The 16,040-nt window shown below is 64.3% G+C and carries 10 protein-coding genes and 1 tRNA gene; 9 read left to right on the forward strand and 2 right to left on the reverse strand.

The features are described from left to right. Nucleotides 1-11 precede the first annotated feature (11 nt). From trpB to pyk, 6 genes are all read left to right on the forward strand, one after another. Nucleotides 12-1,331 (forward strand): tryptophan synthase subunit beta, encoded by a 1,320-nt coding sequence (gene trpB, locus GC088_RS07220; RefSeq protein WP_323961720.1) that lies wholly within the window; start codon nucleotides 12-14, stop codon nucleotides 1,329-1,331. Beyond that, nucleotides 1,328-2,134 carry a tryptophan synthase subunit alpha gene (trpA, locus tag GC088_RS07225; RefSeq protein ID WP_323961722.1) on the forward strand — a complete coding sequence of 269 codons (807 nt, stop codon included), beginning with the start codon at nucleotides 1,328-1,330 and terminating at the stop codon, nucleotides 2,132-2,134. The genes trpB and trpA overlap by 4 nt, the downstream gene beginning before the upstream one ends. Further along, nucleotides 2,131-3,207, forward strand: coding sequence for a prolipoprotein diacylglyceryl transferase (gene lgt, locus GC088_RS07230; RefSeq protein ID WP_323961724.1), 1,077 nt, complete (start codon nucleotides 2,131-2,133; stop codon nucleotides 3,205-3,207). The genes trpA and lgt overlap by 4 nt, the downstream gene beginning before the upstream one ends. Nucleotides 3,208-3,475: 268 nt before the next feature. Further along, nucleotides 3,476-8,083 carry a glutamate synthase large subunit gene (gltB, locus tag GC088_RS07235; protein WP_323961725.1) on the forward strand — a complete coding sequence of 1,536 codons (4,608 nt, stop codon included), beginning with the start codon at nucleotides 3,476-3,478 and terminating at the stop codon, nucleotides 8,081-8,083. Beyond that, complete coding sequence (locus GC088_RS07240; RefSeq protein WP_323961726.1) at nucleotides 8,076-9,533, forward strand: glutamate synthase subunit beta; 1,458 nt, start codon at nucleotides 8,076-8,078, stop codon at nucleotides 9,531-9,533. The genes gltB and GC088_RS07240 overlap by 8 nt, the downstream gene beginning before the upstream one ends. A gap of 78 nt (nucleotides 9,534-9,611) precedes the next feature. After that, complete coding sequence (gene pyk / locus GC088_RS07245) at nucleotides 9,612-11,105, forward strand: pyruvate kinase (protein WP_323961728.1); 1,494 nt, start codon at nucleotides 9,612-9,614, stop codon at nucleotides 11,103-11,105. Between the two features lie 127 nt (nucleotides 11,106-11,232). On the opposite strand, the gene GC088_RS07250 is transcribed toward pyk, so the two are convergent. After that, complete coding sequence (locus tag GC088_RS07250; protein WP_323961730.1) at nucleotides 11,233-11,835, reverse strand: ANTAR domain-containing response regulator; 603 nt, start codon at nucleotides 11,833-11,835, stop codon at nucleotides 11,233-11,235. Nucleotides 11,836-12,007: 172 nt separating this feature from the next. On the opposite strand from GC088_RS07250, the gene GC088_RS07255 reads away from it, so the two are divergent. Together GC088_RS07255 and GC088_RS07260 are read left to right on the forward strand one after the other, a co-directional pair. Further along, nucleotides 12,008-12,089 (forward strand) — tRNA-Leu (locus tag GC088_RS07255). 42 nt (nucleotides 12,090-12,131) lie between these two features. After that, nucleotides 12,132-12,773 (forward strand): LysE family translocator, encoded by a 642-nt coding sequence (locus tag GC088_RS07260; RefSeq protein WP_323961732.1) that lies wholly within the window; start codon nucleotides 12,132-12,134, stop codon nucleotides 12,771-12,773. A 10-nt stretch (nucleotides 12,774-12,783) separates the two neighbouring features. Here GC088_RS07260 and GC088_RS07265 read toward each other — a convergent pair whose 3' ends face one another. Next, nucleotides 12,784-13,266 carry a PaaI family thioesterase gene (locus tag GC088_RS07265; protein WP_323961734.1) on the reverse strand — a complete coding sequence of 161 codons (483 nt, stop codon included), beginning with the start codon at nucleotides 13,264-13,266 and terminating at the stop codon, nucleotides 12,784-12,786. Nucleotides 13,267-13,405: 139 nt separating this feature from the next. Here GC088_RS07265 and polA point away from each other — a divergent pair, with 139 nt between their 5' ends. Continuing rightward, on the forward strand, nucleotides 13,406-16,039 hold the full coding sequence (polA, locus tag GC088_RS07270; protein WP_416377526.1) for a DNA polymerase I: 2,634 nt from the start codon (nucleotides 13,406-13,408) through the stop codon (nucleotides 16,037-16,039). The last annotated feature ends 1 nt before the right edge of the window (nucleotide 16,040 follow it).

The following is a 16,040-nucleotide window of genomic DNA, read 5'->3' on the forward strand; positions in this document are numbered from 1 at the left end:
ACAGCGAGTTCATGACCGACACCCCACAGCAGCAGTCTGTTACTGAGGGCGCAACTGAAGCGTTTCTGGCAGGCGGATCCCTCCGCCACGCCCAGGGTCCCTATTTCGGCGCCTACGGCGGGAGGTGGATGCCGGAATCGCTGATCGCGGCACTTGATGAGCTGGAGGAGACCTTCGACAAGGCGAAGTCGGACCCCGACTTCCTGGCCCAGGTTGCCGAGCTGAACCGCACTTACTCGGGCCGTCCGTCGCTTCTGACCGAGGCCCGCCGCTTCGCTGAGCATGCGGGAGGTGTGCGGGTCTTCCTCAAGCGTGAGGACCTGAACCACACCGGTTCCCACAAGATCAACAACGTGCTGGGCCAGGCCCTGCTGGCCAAGCGGATGGGCAAAACCCGCGTCATCGCCGAAACCGGTGCCGGACAGCACGGCGTGGCCAGCGCTACCGCCGCCGCGCTCCTTGGGCTGGAGTGCGTCGTCTACATGGGAGCGGAGGACTGCCGCCGGCAGGCCCTTAACGTTGCGCGCATGCAGTTGCTCGGCGCCGAGGTTGTTCCCGTGACCAACGGGTCGCAAACCCTCAAGGACGCAATCAACGACGCGCTGCGCGACTGGGTGGCCAACGTCCACACCACGCACTACCTCCTCGGAACAGCTGCGGGGGCCCACCCGTTCCCCGCGATGGTCCGCTACTTCCATGAAGTAATTGGTGAGGAAGCCCGGGAGCAGATGCTTACCGCTACGGGCCGCCTGCCCGACGCCGTGTGCGCCTGCATCGGCGGCGGGTCCAACGCGATCGGCATTTTCCACGGTTTCCTCGATGACCGGAACGTTGCGCTTTACGGTTTCGAGGCCGGCGGCGACGGCGTCGAAACCGGCCGCCACGCCGCAACGATCACGCTCGGCCGGCCGGGCGTCCTGCACGGCGCCCGCTCCTATCTCATGCAGGACGACGACGGGCAGACCATCGAATCACACTCCATTTCCGCAGGGCTTGACTACCCCGGGGTTGGCCCCGAGCACGCCTTCCTGGCCGACATCGGGAGGGCCAGCTACGAGCCCATCACCGACGCTGAAGCCATGGGAGCATTCCGCCTGCTTTGCCGCACCGAGGGGATCATCCCCGCCATAGAGTCGGCACACGCCCTTGCCGGTGCCCTCAAGGTTGGGCAGCGGTTGGCTGCGGAGGCGGGCGACCCCGCGGAGAAGATCGTACTAGTGAACCTCTCCGGTCGCGGTGACAAGGACGTGGCCACCGCCGCTGAATGGTTCAACCTTCTGCCGGAGGACAGCGCAGAAGCCGAGATCGGCGCAGAAGGAGAACAGCTGTGAACACTGAGACACTGAGCAAATCCGCGGCAGCGATCGAGCGTGCGCGCGCTGCCGGACGCACCGCGCTAGTGGGTTACCTGCCGGCCGGCTTCCCTGACGTTCAGACCACCATCGATGCCGCAGTGGCCATGGCCGAGAACGGTGTCGACCTTATCGAGATCGGAATCCCGTACTCCGATCCGGTCATGGACGGAACCGTCATCCAGCAGGCCACCGTCGAAGCGCTGAACAGCGGGTTCACCGTGTCGCAGGTATTCGACGTCGTCTCAGGAATCACCAGCCGGACCGATGCGGCGGTTCTGGTGATGACCTACTGGAACCCCGTCATGCGGATGGGCGTCCGCGAGTTCTCGCGGCGCCTAGCTGAAGCCGGCGGAGCCGGGCTCATCACGCCGGACCTGATTCCGGACGAAGCAGCTGAGTGGTTCGAGGCGTCGGACGAGTTCGGGCTGGACCGGGTATTCCTCGTTGCTCCCTCAAGCACCCCTGAACGGATGCAATCCACAGTGGCGGCCTCCCGCGGTTTCGTCTACGCGGTCTCCATCATGGGAATCACCGGTGCGCGGTCTTCGGTAAGTTCCGCCGCCCGGGACGTGGTCGCCGCGGCACACAAGGCCGGCGCCGAGCGTGCCTGCGTGGGTCTCGGGGTCTCCACGGCTGAACACGTCCGCGAGATCGGCGCCTATGCCGACGGCGTGATCGTAGGCACCGCGCTGGTCGCCGCCCTCCGCGACGGCGGTGTGCCTGCCGTGGCAGCGTTGGCGAAGGAACTGAGCACCGGAACCGCGAAGGGCACCGCATGATCCCCGCAAGCATCCCGAGCCCTCCGGCGGAATGGGCTTCCTTCTCGCTGGGGCCTGTGGCAATTCACGCCTACGCCCTTTGCATCCTTGCCGGCATAGTTGCTGCACTGCTGCTTACCGCTGCGCGTTTCAAGCGCTACGGCGGCAACTCCGACGTCGTGTGGGACGTTGCCATCTGGGCTGTTCCCTTCGGGCTGGTCGGTGGGCGGCTTTACCACGTCTTCTCTTCTCCGGACGCGTACTTTGGTCCCGACGGCGATCTGTCCCGCATTCCCCGGATTTGGGAGGGCGGGCTCGGTATCTGGGGCGCGGTCGCGCTGGGAGCTGTTGGGGCCTGGATCGGATGCCGCCGCGCCGGCGTCCGACTGTCCGCCTTCGCGGATGCCGCGGCACCCGGCGTCCTGCTTGCCCAGGCAATCGGCCGGTGGGGCAACTGGTTCAACCAGGAACTCTTCGGCGCGCCGACCGACTTGCCCTGGGGCCTGGAGATCGACGCAGACAACCCCAATTTTCCGGCGGGCGAGGCGCCCGGAACCCTTTTCCATCCGACCTTCCTGTACGAATCGCTCTGGAATCTCGCGGGTGTCGCCCTTCTGCTCCTGCTTGACCGGCGGTTCGGCTTGCGGGGCGGGCGTATGTTCTGGCTGTACGCGGCGTACTACACGGCAGGACGCGTCTGGATCGAAGCGCTGCGCATCGACGACGCCGAAATGATTACGCTCTTCGGCGTAACACAACGGCTGAATGTCTGGACGAGCGTGCTTGTCCTCGTGATTGCCCTGGCAATTTTCATCTACCTGTCAGTCAGGCAGCGGGGCAGCGGCACCCCCTCGATCTACCTCCCAGGTCGCGAACCGGCGGCAGCGGAGGAGCGTGAGGTCGGTGCTGAGGAGGACAAGGAACAGGCCTCCGAAGCGCGTAACGGATCGGATACGGATGTCCATACTTCGGACGATTCAGCGGGGGACCGTCCGGATCGTGGTAATCTTCCAGAAATAAAAGATGCCTCAGGCACGCCCGCGTCCGCGGAGCCGGCCACCGAGGAACCCCGGGAATCAGACTCCCGGAAGTAGCGTCCAGCGGGGCCACCGCCCCTTCCACGGACACCGTCACAGCGTTGTGACTCTGCTCGGTACGTTGGCTGGCTCATCGGCTCAGTTAGTACGGGCAATCGCTCAGGCCGAATTGTTCCCGAAACATCGCCGGCAACCCATGCCGGCGCGGAACATGTCGGTCCTACAATGTGCACTAGGAATTGCAGCGCCTCCCGCCTTGGGATAAGCGCGCCCGGGGCCGAAGCCGTCCCCTCCCGACGCTCCATCATGGGGGAAGGACTCTACTATGACTGCACCCACCAATGCTCCGCTTCCGCAGAGCAATCCTGCCGAATCGCCCTTTTCGCGTTTTGCCTCCTATCCGGAGGCATCCGGGCTCTACAACCCGGAGAACGAGAAGGACGCCTGCGGCCTGGCTGTGATCGCTACCCTTCGCGGCGAGCCCGGCCACGACATCGTCGACGCCGCGCTGACCGCCCTGCGCAACCTCGAGCACCGCGGTGCCGTTGGCGCGGATGAAGGAACGGGCGACGGCGCGGGTCTCCTCACGCAGGTCCCTGATGAGTTTTTCCGGGCTGTCGTTGACTTCGAGTTGCCGGCCCCCGGCACCTATGCGGTCGGAACCGCGTTCCTTCCGGCCGAGCCGGGGGAGGAGGCGACCGCCCGTGCCGGTATCGAGAGCATCGCCGAGTCCGAGGGGCTCTCCGTCCTGGGCTGGCGTGAAGTGCCCGTGACAGCTGACCTCATTGGGTCAATGGCGCGTGCCTGCATGCCGCACTTCGTTCAGCTGTTCATTGCTCCGGCCGACAACAACGCCGGAAACAGCTTCGGCGACCTTGACGCCAAGGCCTTCCGCCTGCGCAAGCGAGCCCAGAACAAGTACGGCGTCTACTTCCCTTCGCTGTCCTCGAAGACCATGGTCTACAAGGGCATGCTCACTACTGCGCAGTTGGAGCCGTTCTACCCGGATCTCTCCGATCCCCGGTTCAAGACCAAGCTCGGAATTGTCCACTCGCGCTTCTCCACCAACACCTTCCCGTCCTGGCCGCTGGCCCAGCCCTTCCGCACCATCGCGCACAACGGCGAGATCAACACGGTTAAGGGCAACCGGAACTGGATGCGTGCCCGGCAGTCCCAGCTGGCCAACCCGCTGCTCGGGGATTCGCCGGAGGAACTCTTCCCGATCTGTACGCCTGGCGCTTCCGATTCGGCCTCTTTTGACGAGGTCGCCGAGCTGCTTATGCTGGCCGGCCGCCCCATCACGCACGCCATCATGATGATGATTCCCGAGGCCTGGGAGAACCACACCTCGATGGATCCCGCCCGTCGGGCTTTCTACCAGTACCACTCCATGCTGATGGAGCCCTGGGACGGACCCGCAGCCGTTTCCTTCACCGACGGACGGCTTGTGGGAGCAGTGCTGGACCGCAACGGCCTCAGGCCTGCCCGTTACTGGGTCATGGAGGACGGGTTGGTTGTGCTGGCCTCCGAGGTCGGCGTGATCGACGTCGAAGCTTCCAAAATCGTGCGCAAGGGTCGCGTGTCGCCGGGCAAGATGTTCCTGGTGGACACCGAGGACGGCCGCATCATCGAGGATCAGGAAGTCAAGGCCGAGGTCGCCGCAGCGAACCCCTGGGGCGAATGGGTCAAGGAGAACCTGATCGACCTCAAGGACCTGCCCGAGCGTGAGCACGTTGTGCACACTAAGGCCTCGATCAACCGGCGCCAGCGCACCTTCGGCTACACGCAGGAAGAACTGCGCATCCTACTTGGCCCCATGGCGAAGTCCGGCGCTGAGCCGCTGGGCGCCATGGGTTCGGATACGCCCATCGCCGTCCTGTCCAAGCGTCCGCGGCTACTGTTCGATTACTTCGTGCAGTCCTTCGCCCAGGTGACCAACCCGCCGCTGGACTCGATCCGTGAAGAGCTTGTGACGTCCATGGGCGTCACCATCGGACCGGACGGGAACCTGCTGTCCTCCAGCCAGGTGCGCTCGAAGCAGATCGCACTGAACTTCCCGGTCATCAACAATGACGAACTCGCGAAGATCGCCAACCTGGAATCCGATGAGGGCGACCGCCTTACCGTCCGCGTGCGCGGGCTTTACCGGGTCGACGGCGGCGAAGCATCCCTCCGCGCTCGGCTTGCCGAGATCTGTGAGCAGGTTTCCAGTGCGATCAATCGCGGCATCCAGTACGTGGTGCTGTCGGACCGAGACTCGAATGCGCAGTGGGCGCCGATTCCTTCCCTGCTGCTGACCAGCGCGGTGCACCATCACCTGCTCAAGAGCGCCAACCGCACCAAGACTTCCCTGGTAGTGGAGGCGGGCGATGTGCGCGAGGTCCACCACGTAGCGGTGCTGATTGGATACGGCGCCTCGGCGATCAACCCGTACCTCGCCATGGAAAGCTGCGAGGAACTGGTCCGCAATGGTGACATCACGGGGGTTACCGCCGAGCAGGCCGTGGCCAACCTCATCAAGGGGCTGGGCAAGGGCGTTCTGAAGATCATGTCCAAGATGGGCATCTCCACCGTCAGCTCCTACTGCGGTGCACAGACCTTCGAGGCCCTCGGCCTGTCCCAGGAGCTTGTCGACGAGTACTTCCACGGTACGCAGACCCAGCTCGGCGGCGTCGGCCTTGACGTCATTGCCGCCGAGGCGGCTGCGCGCCACGAGTTCGCGTATCCGCAGGACGGGATCGAGGACCCCTACCGCAGCCTGGACAACGGCGGGGAGTACCAGTGGCGCCGCGAAGGACCGCCACACCTGTTCAACCCTGAAACCGTCTTCCGTCTCCAGCACGCTACGCGGGAGCGGCGTTACGACATCTTCAAGGCCTACACGAAGGGCGTGGACGACCAGTCCCGCGAGCTCATGACCCTGCGCGGCCTGCTCGGCTTCAAGGAGGGCCTGCGTCCGCCTGTGCCCCTTGAGGAAGTGGAGCCGGTCTCTAGCATCGTGAAGCGGTTCTCCACCGGCGCCATGAGCTACGGCTCAATTTCGCAGGAAGCCCACGAGACGCTCGCCATCGCCATGAACCGCCTCGGAGCGAAGTCGAACACGGGTGAGGGCGGCGAGGACGTAGACCGTCTGCTCGACCCTGAGCGCCGGTCTGCGATCAAGCAGGTCGCCTCCGGACGGTTCGGTGTCACCAGCCTCTACCTGACCAACGCTGACGACATCCAGATCAAGATGGCCCAGGGGGCCAAGCCCGGCGAGGGCGGTCAGCTCATGAGTCAGAAGGTCTACCCGTGGGTAGCCCGGACCCGGCACTCGACGCCGGGCGTGGCGCTCATCTCGCCGCCGCCGCACCACGACATCTACTCGATTGAGGATCTCGCCCAGCTGATCTACGACCTGAAGCGGGCCAACACGTCCGCACGGGTTCATGTGAAGCTCGTGTCCGAGGTTGGGATCGGCACTGTCGCGGCGGGCGTGACCAAGGCGAAGGCCGACGTCGTACTCATCTCCGGTCACGACGGCGGAACCGGTGCCAGCCCGCTCAACTCGCTCAAGCACGCAGGTGTTCCATGGGAGCTCGGCGTCGCCGAGACACAGCAGACGCTGATGCTGAACGGCCTGCGGGACCGCGTGGTCGTCCAGGTTGATGGCCAGCTCAAGACGGGACGCGACGTACTTATTGCAGCTCTGCTCGGCGGTGAGGAGTTCGGCTTCGCCACTGCTCCGCTCGTTGTATCGGGTTGCATCATGATGCGCGTGTGCCACCTGGACACCTGCCCTGTCGGCGTGGCAACGCAGAACCCCGAACTGCGCAGCCGCTTCACCGGGAAGCCGGAATTCGTTGTGAACTTCTTCGAGTTCATTGCCGAGGAAGTACGTGAGCTCCTGGCCGAGCTTGGATTCCGTTCACTGGATGAGGCCATCGGCCACAGCGAGGTACTCGATGTCCAGCGTGCGATCGACCACTGGAAGGCCGACGGCCTCGACCTCGATCCGATCCTGCGCGGGTACGAGTTCGGCGAAGACGCACCGCTGCGCAACATGTTGCCGCAGAACCACGAGCTCGACCAGCACTTCGACAACAAGCTGATCGAGATGAGCAGTGACGCGCTAAAGCATCGTGCCCCCGTGCGGATCACGCTCGACGTGGTCAACACCGATCGTTCGGTGGGCACCATGCTGGGCTACGAGGTCACGCGGCGGTTCGGCACGGAAACCCTGGCCACGGACACTATCGATGTGACCCTAACCGGCCAGGCGGGCCAATCGCTGGGCGCCTTCCTGCCTGCTGGAATCACGCTCCGGCTGTTCGGAGACTCGAACGACTACGTGGGCAAGGGGCTCTCGGGCGGACGCATCATCGTCCGGCCGGACCGCGCTAACGTATTCGCGGCCGACCGTAACGTGATCGCGGGCAACGTCATCGGCTACGGTGCCACCAGCGGCGAGATCTTCCTTCGCGGCCAGGTCGGTGAGCGCTTCCTCGTGCGCAACTCCGGTGCAACCGCTGTGGTCGAAGGAATCGGCGACCACGGATGCGAATACATGACCGGCGGACAGACACTCATTCTCGGCAGGACCGGCAGGAACTTCGGTGCCGGTATGTCCGGTGGTACGGCCTACGTCCTGGATCTGGACGAAAGCCGCGTCAACATCCAGGCGCTGGACAGCGGTGAGTTGAAGCTCGAGCAACTCGACGCCGAAGACGCTGATATCGTGCGGCAGCTGCTGGTGCGCCACCATGAGGAGACCGAGTCGCCGCTCGCTGCCCAACTACTCGACAATTTCGAGGCCACCGTGCCGCGGCTCACCAAGGTGCTGCCGCGTGACTACGCACGTGTTCTCGATGCCCGGGCCGCTGCCATCGAAGAGGGACTTGATCCCGACGGTGAAGAGGTTTGGAACAGGATTTTGGAGGTTACCGGTGGCTGATCCCCGGGGATTCATGAAGGTGCGCGAGCGGCAGACGCAGCCGCGCCGCCCGGTTCCGGTCCGCATCATGGACTGGAAGGAAGTGTATGAGGCGCAGGAGAAAGGTGTCCTGAAGAGCCAGGCCGGACGCTGCATGGACTGCGGTATTCCGTTCTGCCACCAGGGGTGCCCGTTGGGCAACCTCATTCCCGAGTGGAATGACCTGATGTGGCGCGACAAGGGCCGCGAGGCGATTGACCGCCTTCACGCCACCAACAACTTCCCCGAGTTCACCGGCCGGCTCTGCCCTGCTCCGTGCGAGGCGTCCTGCGTGCTGGGCATCAACCAGCCCGCGGTAACTATCAAGCAGGTTGAGGTCTCCATTATCGATGAGGCCTTCGACAACGACTGGGTGCACCCGCACCCGCCGGAGCGACTGACCGGGAAGACCGTCGCCGTCGTCGGCTCCGGCCCAGCGGGACTGGCCGCTGCACAGCAGCTGACGCGCGCCGGACACACCGTAGCCGTGTATGAGCGGGATGACCGCATCGGCGGGCTCCTGCGCTACGGAATTCCGGACTTCAAGATGGAGAAGGTCCAGCTCGACCGCCGGCTTGAGCAGATGAAGGCCGAGGGCACCCGCTTCCGCGCCGGTGTCGAAGTTGGCCGCGACATCAGCTGGGACCAGCTCCGTCGCCGGTACGACGCCGTCGTTGTCGCCACCGGTGCCACCGTGCCCCGCGACCTCCCCATCCCCGGCCGCGAGCTCGATGGGGTCCACTTCGCCATGGAGTACCTGGTGCAGGCCAACCGTGTAGTGGCCGGCGAGGAGATTGAGGACCAGATCCACGCCGAAGGCAAGCACGTCGTCATTCTTGGCGGCGGCGACACCGGTGCGGACTGCATCGGCACGGCCCACCGCCACAAGGCCGCCTCGGTGACCACGCTGGCCATCGGTCAGCAGCCTCCTTTGGAGCGCATGCCGAACCAGCCGTGGCCCACGTTCCCCACCCTCTTCGAGGTTTCCAGTGCCCACGAGGAAGGCGGCGAGCGTACGTACCTGGCGTCAACCGTCGAATTCGTCGGCGAGAACGGCCAGGTCACCGCAGTCAAGGTCGCCGAGACCGAGTTCGTGAACGGCAAGCGCCTGCCGAAGGCCGGCACGGAGCGCGAAATTCCCGCCGACCTGGTGTTCCTCGCCCTCGGATTCACCGGCCCCGAACCCGCCGGAATCGCGGAGCAGTTGGACGCGGGCTTCGATCAGCGGGGTAATGTTGAACGTGACGGGTATTACATGACGAGTACGCCCGGAATCTTCGTGGCAGGCGACGCGGGGCGTGGACAATCGCTCATCGTGTGGGCAATCGCGGAGGGACGCGCCTGCGCTGCTGCTGTTGACCAGTGGCTTATGGGGCAAACAAAGCTGCCTGCACCGGTGGCACCGACCGACCGCGCTATCAACGTCCTCTAGATCCGACGGCCTACGTCCTCTAGTTCGACGGCGACGCAGCGCATACCAATCTTCGATCACGACATGACAGGCAAGGTTATGAGACGCGCAAAGATAGTGGCCACGTTCGGCCCCGCAATCGCGAGCTATGAGAACACCCTCGCAGTCCTCGAGGCCGGCGTGGACGTCGCCCGGATGAACATGAGCCACGGCGACCATTCCGTGCACAACCAGACCTACGAGTTCGTGCGGAAGGCGGCCGAGGAGCTCGGCCGTCCCGTGGGCATCTTCGCCGACCTGCAGGGTCCCAAGATCCGCCTCGGCCGATTCACCGACGGACCGCACGTGCTGCTGCCGGGAGACATCTTCACGATCACCACTGAGGATGTCGAGGGAACCGCAGAGATTTGCTCCACCACCCACAAGGGTCTGCCGCAGGACGTGAAGGTAGGGGATACCCTCCTGATCGACGACGGCAAGGTGGCGCTGCGTGCCATCGAGGTCGACGACGTCAAGGTGAAGGCGGAGGTGACCGTCGGTGGCGCGGTGTCCAACAACAAGGGCATCAACCTGCCGGGTGTAGCCGTGAATGTCCCCGCGCTGAGCGACAAGGACGAGGAAGACCTCCGCTGGGCAATCCAGCGCGGAGTCGACATGGTGGCGCTGTCCTTCGTGAGGAACGCAGCCGACGTCGAACGCGTGCACGAGATCATGGACGAGGAGGGCCGCAGGGTCCCGGTCATCGCCAAGATCGAGAAGCCGCAGGCCGTTGACGCCATCGAGGAAATCATCGACGCGTTCGACGCAATCATGGTTGCCCGCGGCGATCTCGGCGTCGAACTCCCGCTCGAGGACGTGCCCATTGTTCAGAAGCGCGCCATTGAACTGGCCCGCCGGTGGGCCAAGCCTGTGATCGTTGCAACCCAGGTTCTCGAGTCGATGATCGAGAACCCCCGTCCCACCCGGGCGGAAGCCTCCGACTGCGCGAACGCCGTGCTCGACGGCGCCGATGCGGTCATGCTCTCGGGTGAGACCAGCGTGGGCAAATACCCAATCGAAACCGTGCGCACCATGGCGAACATCATCGAGTCCACCGAGAAGCACGGACTCGATCGCGTACCGCCGCTGGGCAGCAAGCCCAAGACCCGCGGTGGGGCAATCACCCGCGCAGCAGTGGAGATTGCTGACCAGCTGGGCGCAAAGTACATCTGTACGTTCACTCAGTCCGGTGACTCCGCGCGCCGCCTCTCGCGCCTGCGGCCGGGCAAGCCGGTCTTCGCCTTCACACCCGTTCAGTCCACGCTCAACACGATGTCGTTGATCTGGGGCGTTCAGCCGATGCTGGTGGAGTACGCGGAGCACACCGACCAGATGACCGCGCAGGTGGACCGGGTGCTCTTCGAGCAGAAACTCGTGGATCTCAATGACCTCGTGGTCATCGCTGCCGGTTCCCCTCCCGGACAGGCAGGCTCCACCAACTCGATCAAGGTCCACAAGGTGGGCGACATCGCCGACGCCGGCCAGCTGCCCGAGGGCTACACGCCGAGCAAGGAGAAGGTCGGTCCCTGGCCGGTCCGGAACAAGCTCAAGTAACCTGCCGGACGTGCCGTCCAGGCACACACGTCTCACGCGCATCCAGAAAGGGAACCCCGCGGAAGCGGGGTTCCCTTTCTGGATATGGCGGGTGTTGCCTGATGCGGCGGTTGCTGCGCGGGATCGTTTAGTTGACCTGGTTAATGATGGTCTCAGCGACCTCGCGCATGCTGAGGCGGCGGTCCATTGAGGTCTTCTGGATCCAGCGGAAGGCTTCGGGTTCGGTGAGGCCCATCTTCGTGGTCAGCAGGCTCTTGGCGCGTTCCACGAGCTTGCGCGTGGCGAACTGCTCCTGGAGGTCGGACACCTCGTTCTCGAGCGCCTTGATCTCCTCGTGCCGTGACAGGGCGATCTCAATGGCCGGAATCAGGTCAGCGGGGGTGAAGGGCTTCACCACGTAAGCCATCGCACCGGCGTCGCGCGCACGCTCCACCAGTTCCTTCTGGCTGAAGGCGGTGAGCAGGACTACGGGCGCAATCCGCGCCTTCACAATCTGCTCTGCCGCCGTGATGCCGTCCATAACGGGCATCTTGACGTCCATGAGCACGAGGTCCGGCTTGTGTTCCTGGGCAAGGGCAACGGCCTTCTCGCCGTTGTCGGCCTCAGCGACCACTTCGAAGCCTTCGCCGCGCAGGATCTCGACGATATCGAGGCGGATGAGGGTCTCATCCTCGGCGACGACTACGCGTCGTGCCGGGCTCGCGGCGGCTGAGTCGCGGGTTTGAGGCACTGGTGGCTCCTTGATGTACGTTCAGTGTGTTTTGCTTTGGCCCGGCAGCAGGCGACCTCACACGAGGGCATCCGCCGGTTCACTGGAACAGCCTATCGGCATGTAGAGTAGATTCGCGCACTGGCATGGGGATAGTTCCATATCTCACGTCATCCCAAGTCAGGCGGCGCAGGCCCGAATGGCGGAATTGGCAGACGCGCTGCACTCAAAATGCAGTATCGAAAGGTGTGTGGGTTCGAGTCCCACTTCGGGCACCGCTTCCTCGAGGACCTTTCGGATGCGTTCTAATGGAACCCATGTCGATGTCCTCCTATCTCGCCTTTTGCGGACTGTGTGTTGTTCTCGCAGTCACGCCCGGTCCCGACAGTTTCCTGATCCTCAGGTTCAGCCTGCGCAAGGTTTCTTCCGGGATGGCCGCGTCCGTCGGGTCCGCTCTCGGCTATATGGTCTGGGCGGCTCTGGTAGCCGTGGGCCTGGCCGCACTGATTGAGCAGTCCGCCATGGCCTACCGCGGGTTGAAGGTCCTGGGCGGGATCTACCTTGTCTACCTGGGCATCAAGGCCATCCGCGGGGACAGAAAGAACGGCAAGAAGCGGGCATCGGCACCGGAGGTGCCGGTTATCGACCGCGCGCGCCCGTGGAGTTCATTCGGCGCAGGGCTCACCTCGACGATGCTGAACCCGAAGGTGGGTCTCTTCTTTCTGGCGGTGGTTCCGCAGTTCCTGCCCAAGGACGGCTCCGTCGTCGGAGTGACGATGTTCCTTGGGGCGACGCTGGGGACCATCGTGCTGGTGTATCTGGCCGGTCTATGCCTGGTGGCAGCCAAGGCGAACGCCTGGCTGAACCGTCCGCGTGTGACCCGCAACCTCGAGATCTCATCCGGCGGAATACTCGGTGTACTGGGGATCGGAACAGCAGCTTCAGCCGCGCAGGCTTAGCAGCTGAACCTCAGCGCGCTTCCCGGATGAGATTGGTTATGCGTGCAGTTGATAGGCGCCGTCCCTCTTGGTCGGTCATGACCACTTCGTGGGTGGCGAGCGTCCTGCCGAGGTGAATAGCTGTCGCTGTGCCGGTCACCAGGCCGGCTGACGCCGAGCGGTGATGTGTGGCATTGATCTCGATGCCCACCGCCTGACGGAAGGGACCGGCGTGGATACCGGCGGCGAAGGAGCCCAGGGTCTCAGCGAGCACCAGGTGGGCGCCGCCGTGAAGGATCCCCGCAACCTGCTGGTTCCCCTCGACGGGCATGGTGGCCACCATCCGCTCCGCGCTCATCTCCAGGAACACGATGCCCATCTTGGCCGCGAGCCGGCCAATGCCGTGTCCGCGCAGCCACTCGTGCATGTGCGACGGCACACCCGCAGCCCGCAGCTCCTCAAGGTAGGGATGATCATCCTGGACGCCGGGCTCCGGAGTGAATTTGTCATTCATGGGAACTAGGCTGGCACCTGTGAACCAAACAAACCAAACCGTGCAAGTCAGCGCCCCGACAGGCGTCCAGACCAGTCCTGCGCCCGCAGCTGTGAACACTCTGGAGCGGTCGCGCCTCCTGGTGGTTGACGGGCACTCGATGGCATTCCGGGCGTTCTACGCGCTGCCTGCCGAAAACTTCTCCACCGACACGGGCCAGCACACCAACGCCGTCTACGGGTTCACCGCAATGCTGATCAATCTCCTGCGGGACCAGGAGCCAACCCATGTTGCCGTTGCCTTCGACCTTGATACCCCTACTTTTCGGGATGCCGAGTACACCGAGTACAAGGGCGGCCGCTCCAAGACGCCGCAGGAGTTCCACGGCCAGGTGGATTTGATCATCAAGGTGCTGGAGGCCATGCGCATTCCCACCCTGTCCATGGAAGGCTATGAGGCCGACGACGTCCTGGCCACCCTCGCTACCACCGCCGCGGCCCGTGGCTGGGACGTGCAGGTGGTAAGCGGTGACCGGGACGTTTTCCAGCTCGTAAACGACCGCGTTACGGTGCTCTACCCGAAGCAGGGAGTCACCAACATCCCGCAGATGGATGCGAAGGCGGTTGAGGAGAAGTACTTCGTCCCTCCAAGCCTCTACTCGGACCTTGCCGCGCTGGTCGGGGAAACCGCGGACAACCTCGCGGGCGTGCCGGGCGTTGGGCCCAAGACCGCAGCCAAATGGCTCCTGAAGTACGGCGGTCTCGATGGCATTCTGGAGAACCTGGACGCAATCGGCGGCAAGGTCGGCATCGCACTGCGCGAGAACATTGAGAACGTCAAGCGGAACCGCCGTCTGAACCGCCTGCTGACCGATCTCGAACTGACCGTGGACCTGGACACCATGGCCGCCCAGCGCCCCGATCGGGATGCGGTCGAGGATCTGTTCGATTCACTGCAGTTCAATGTGCTCAGGAAGCGGCTGTTCGATCTCTTCGGCGAGGACGAGCCGGAAGTGCCGGGGGCCGAGATGGCTCCGCCGCAGCACCAGATCCTCGCCGATGCCGACGCATTGACCCGATGGATCAGATCGACCAACCAGTCTCCGGCGGCCGTACAGGTTGTCACACGGTCCACAAGCGGGGGAGAGGAAGCGGTCGGCGCTGCACTGGTTACAGACTCCAGCGGCGCATACGTTCCTTTCGAGGACCTCGATGGGGACGCCGAAGCAGTGCTGGCGGGCTGGTTTGCAGACCTGGACGCACCGAAGGTGGTTCACGATTTCAAGGCCGCATACAAGCTGCTGCACGCACGCGGTTTCCACCTTGCCGGGGAAGTGGACGACACCGCGATCTCCGGGTACCTGATCCAGCCCGACCGGCGCAGCTATGAGCTCGCTGACCTGAGCCAGTTCCACCTCAAGCTGACGGTACCGGGAGCCGCAACTCCTACCGGCGGCCAGCAGGCCTTGGCACTGGAGGAGGAAGACGTCGCCACTCCCGCCATCGCTGCCGCCCATGCGGCGCTGGAGCTCAGCCGGCATTTCGCGGGACAGCTTGTGCAACGGGGGGCAAACCAGTTGCTCGCCGGGCTGGAGCTGCCCCTTGCCGAGGTGCTGGCTCGGATGGAGCTTACCGGCATCAGTGTTGCCGTCGACGGCCTTGACCGGCTGTACGACGATTTCTCGGCCACAATGGCCAACACGAGTTCCGAGGCCTTCCGGATCATCGGCAAGGAAATCAACCTCGGCTCACCCAAACAGCTGCAGGCTGTGCTGTTCGATGAACTGGGGCTGCCGAAGACCAAGAAGATCAAGACGGGGTACTCCACCGACGCCGATGCGCTTACCGATCTGATCGTCAAGACTGGGCATCCCTTCCTGGAGCAGCTCCTGGCGCACCGGGATGCATCCAAGCTGCGCCAAACCGTCGAGGGGCTCCGCAAATCGGTGGCCGACGACGGCAGGATCCACACCACATACGTCCAGACCATCGCGGCAACCGGACGCCTGTCTTCGATGAACCCGAATCTGCAGAACATTCCCATCCGGTCGGATGAGGGCCGCCGAATCCGGGAAGCTTTCGTGGTTGGTCCCGGCTACGAGAGCCTGATGACGGCGGACTACTCGCAGATCGAGATGCGCATCATGGCGCACCTCTCGGGCGATGAAGGGTTGATCCAGGCATTCAACGAGGGGGAGGACCTGCACCGGTTCGTGGGCTCCCACATATTCGGCGTGGCGCCCGAGGACGTCACGAGCGCAATGCGTTCAAAGGTGAAGGCCATGTCCTACGGCCTTGTCTATGGCCTGAGCTCATTCGGACTGTCCAAGCAGCTCGCGATCTCCGTTGATGAGGCACGGACGCTGATGCGCGACTACTTCGACCGTTTCGGCGCCGTTCGCGATTACCTTCGGGGCATTGTGGAGCAGGCACGCAAGGACGGTTTCACGTCGACCATCGAGGGCCGCCGTCGTTACCTGCCGGACCTCTCGAGCGACAACAGGCAGCTCCGTGAGATGGCCGAGCGGGCCGCGCTCAACGCACCGATCCAGGGTTCGGCTGCCGACATCATCAAGAAGGCGATGCTCGGCGTCGACGATGAGCTTCGGGCCCGTGGCCTGTCCTCACGGATGCTCCTGCAGGTGCATGACGAACTAGTCCTCGAGGTCGCTCCCGGTGAGGCGGAGGAGGTCGAGCAGGTGGTCCGTGCGGAGATGGCTGGCGCGGCCGACCTATCGGTCCCGCTCGATGTGTCAGTGGGTACCGGCACCAGCTGGCACGAAGCAGCACACTGAC

The organism is Arthrobacter sp. JZ12, from assembly GCF_035189165.1.
Lineage (GTDB): Bacteria > Actinomycetota > Actinomycetes > Actinomycetales > Micrococcaceae > Arthrobacter_D.

Bases quoted from the DNA above. Each gene is read 5' to 3' on its own strand.
- pyk (WP_323961728.1), top strand. From the start codon at position 9,612: ATGAGACGCGCAAAGATAGTGGCCACGTTCGGCCCCGCAATCGCGAGC.
- lgt (WP_323961724.1), top strand. From the start codon at position 2,131: ATGATCCCCGCAAGCATCCCGAGCCCTCCGGCGGAATGGGCTTCCTTC.
- GC088_RS07265 (WP_323961734.1), bottom strand. From the start codon at position 13,266: ATGAATGACAAATTCACTCCGGAGCCCGGCGTCCAGGATGATCATCCC.
- gltB (WP_323961725.1), top strand. From the start codon at position 3,476: ATGACTGCACCCACCAATGCTCCGCTTCCGCAGAGCAATCCTGCCGAA.
- GC088_RS07260 (WP_323961732.1), top strand. From the start codon at position 12,132: ATGTCGATGTCCTCCTATCTCGCCTTTTGCGGACTGTGTGTTGTTCTC.
- polA (WP_416377526.1), top strand. From the start codon at position 13,406: ATGGCATTCCGGGCGTTCTACGCGCTGCCTGCCGAAAACTTCTCCACC.
- trpB (WP_323961720.1), top strand. From the start codon at position 12: ATGACCGACACCCCACAGCAGCAGTCTGTTACTGAGGGCGCAACTGAA.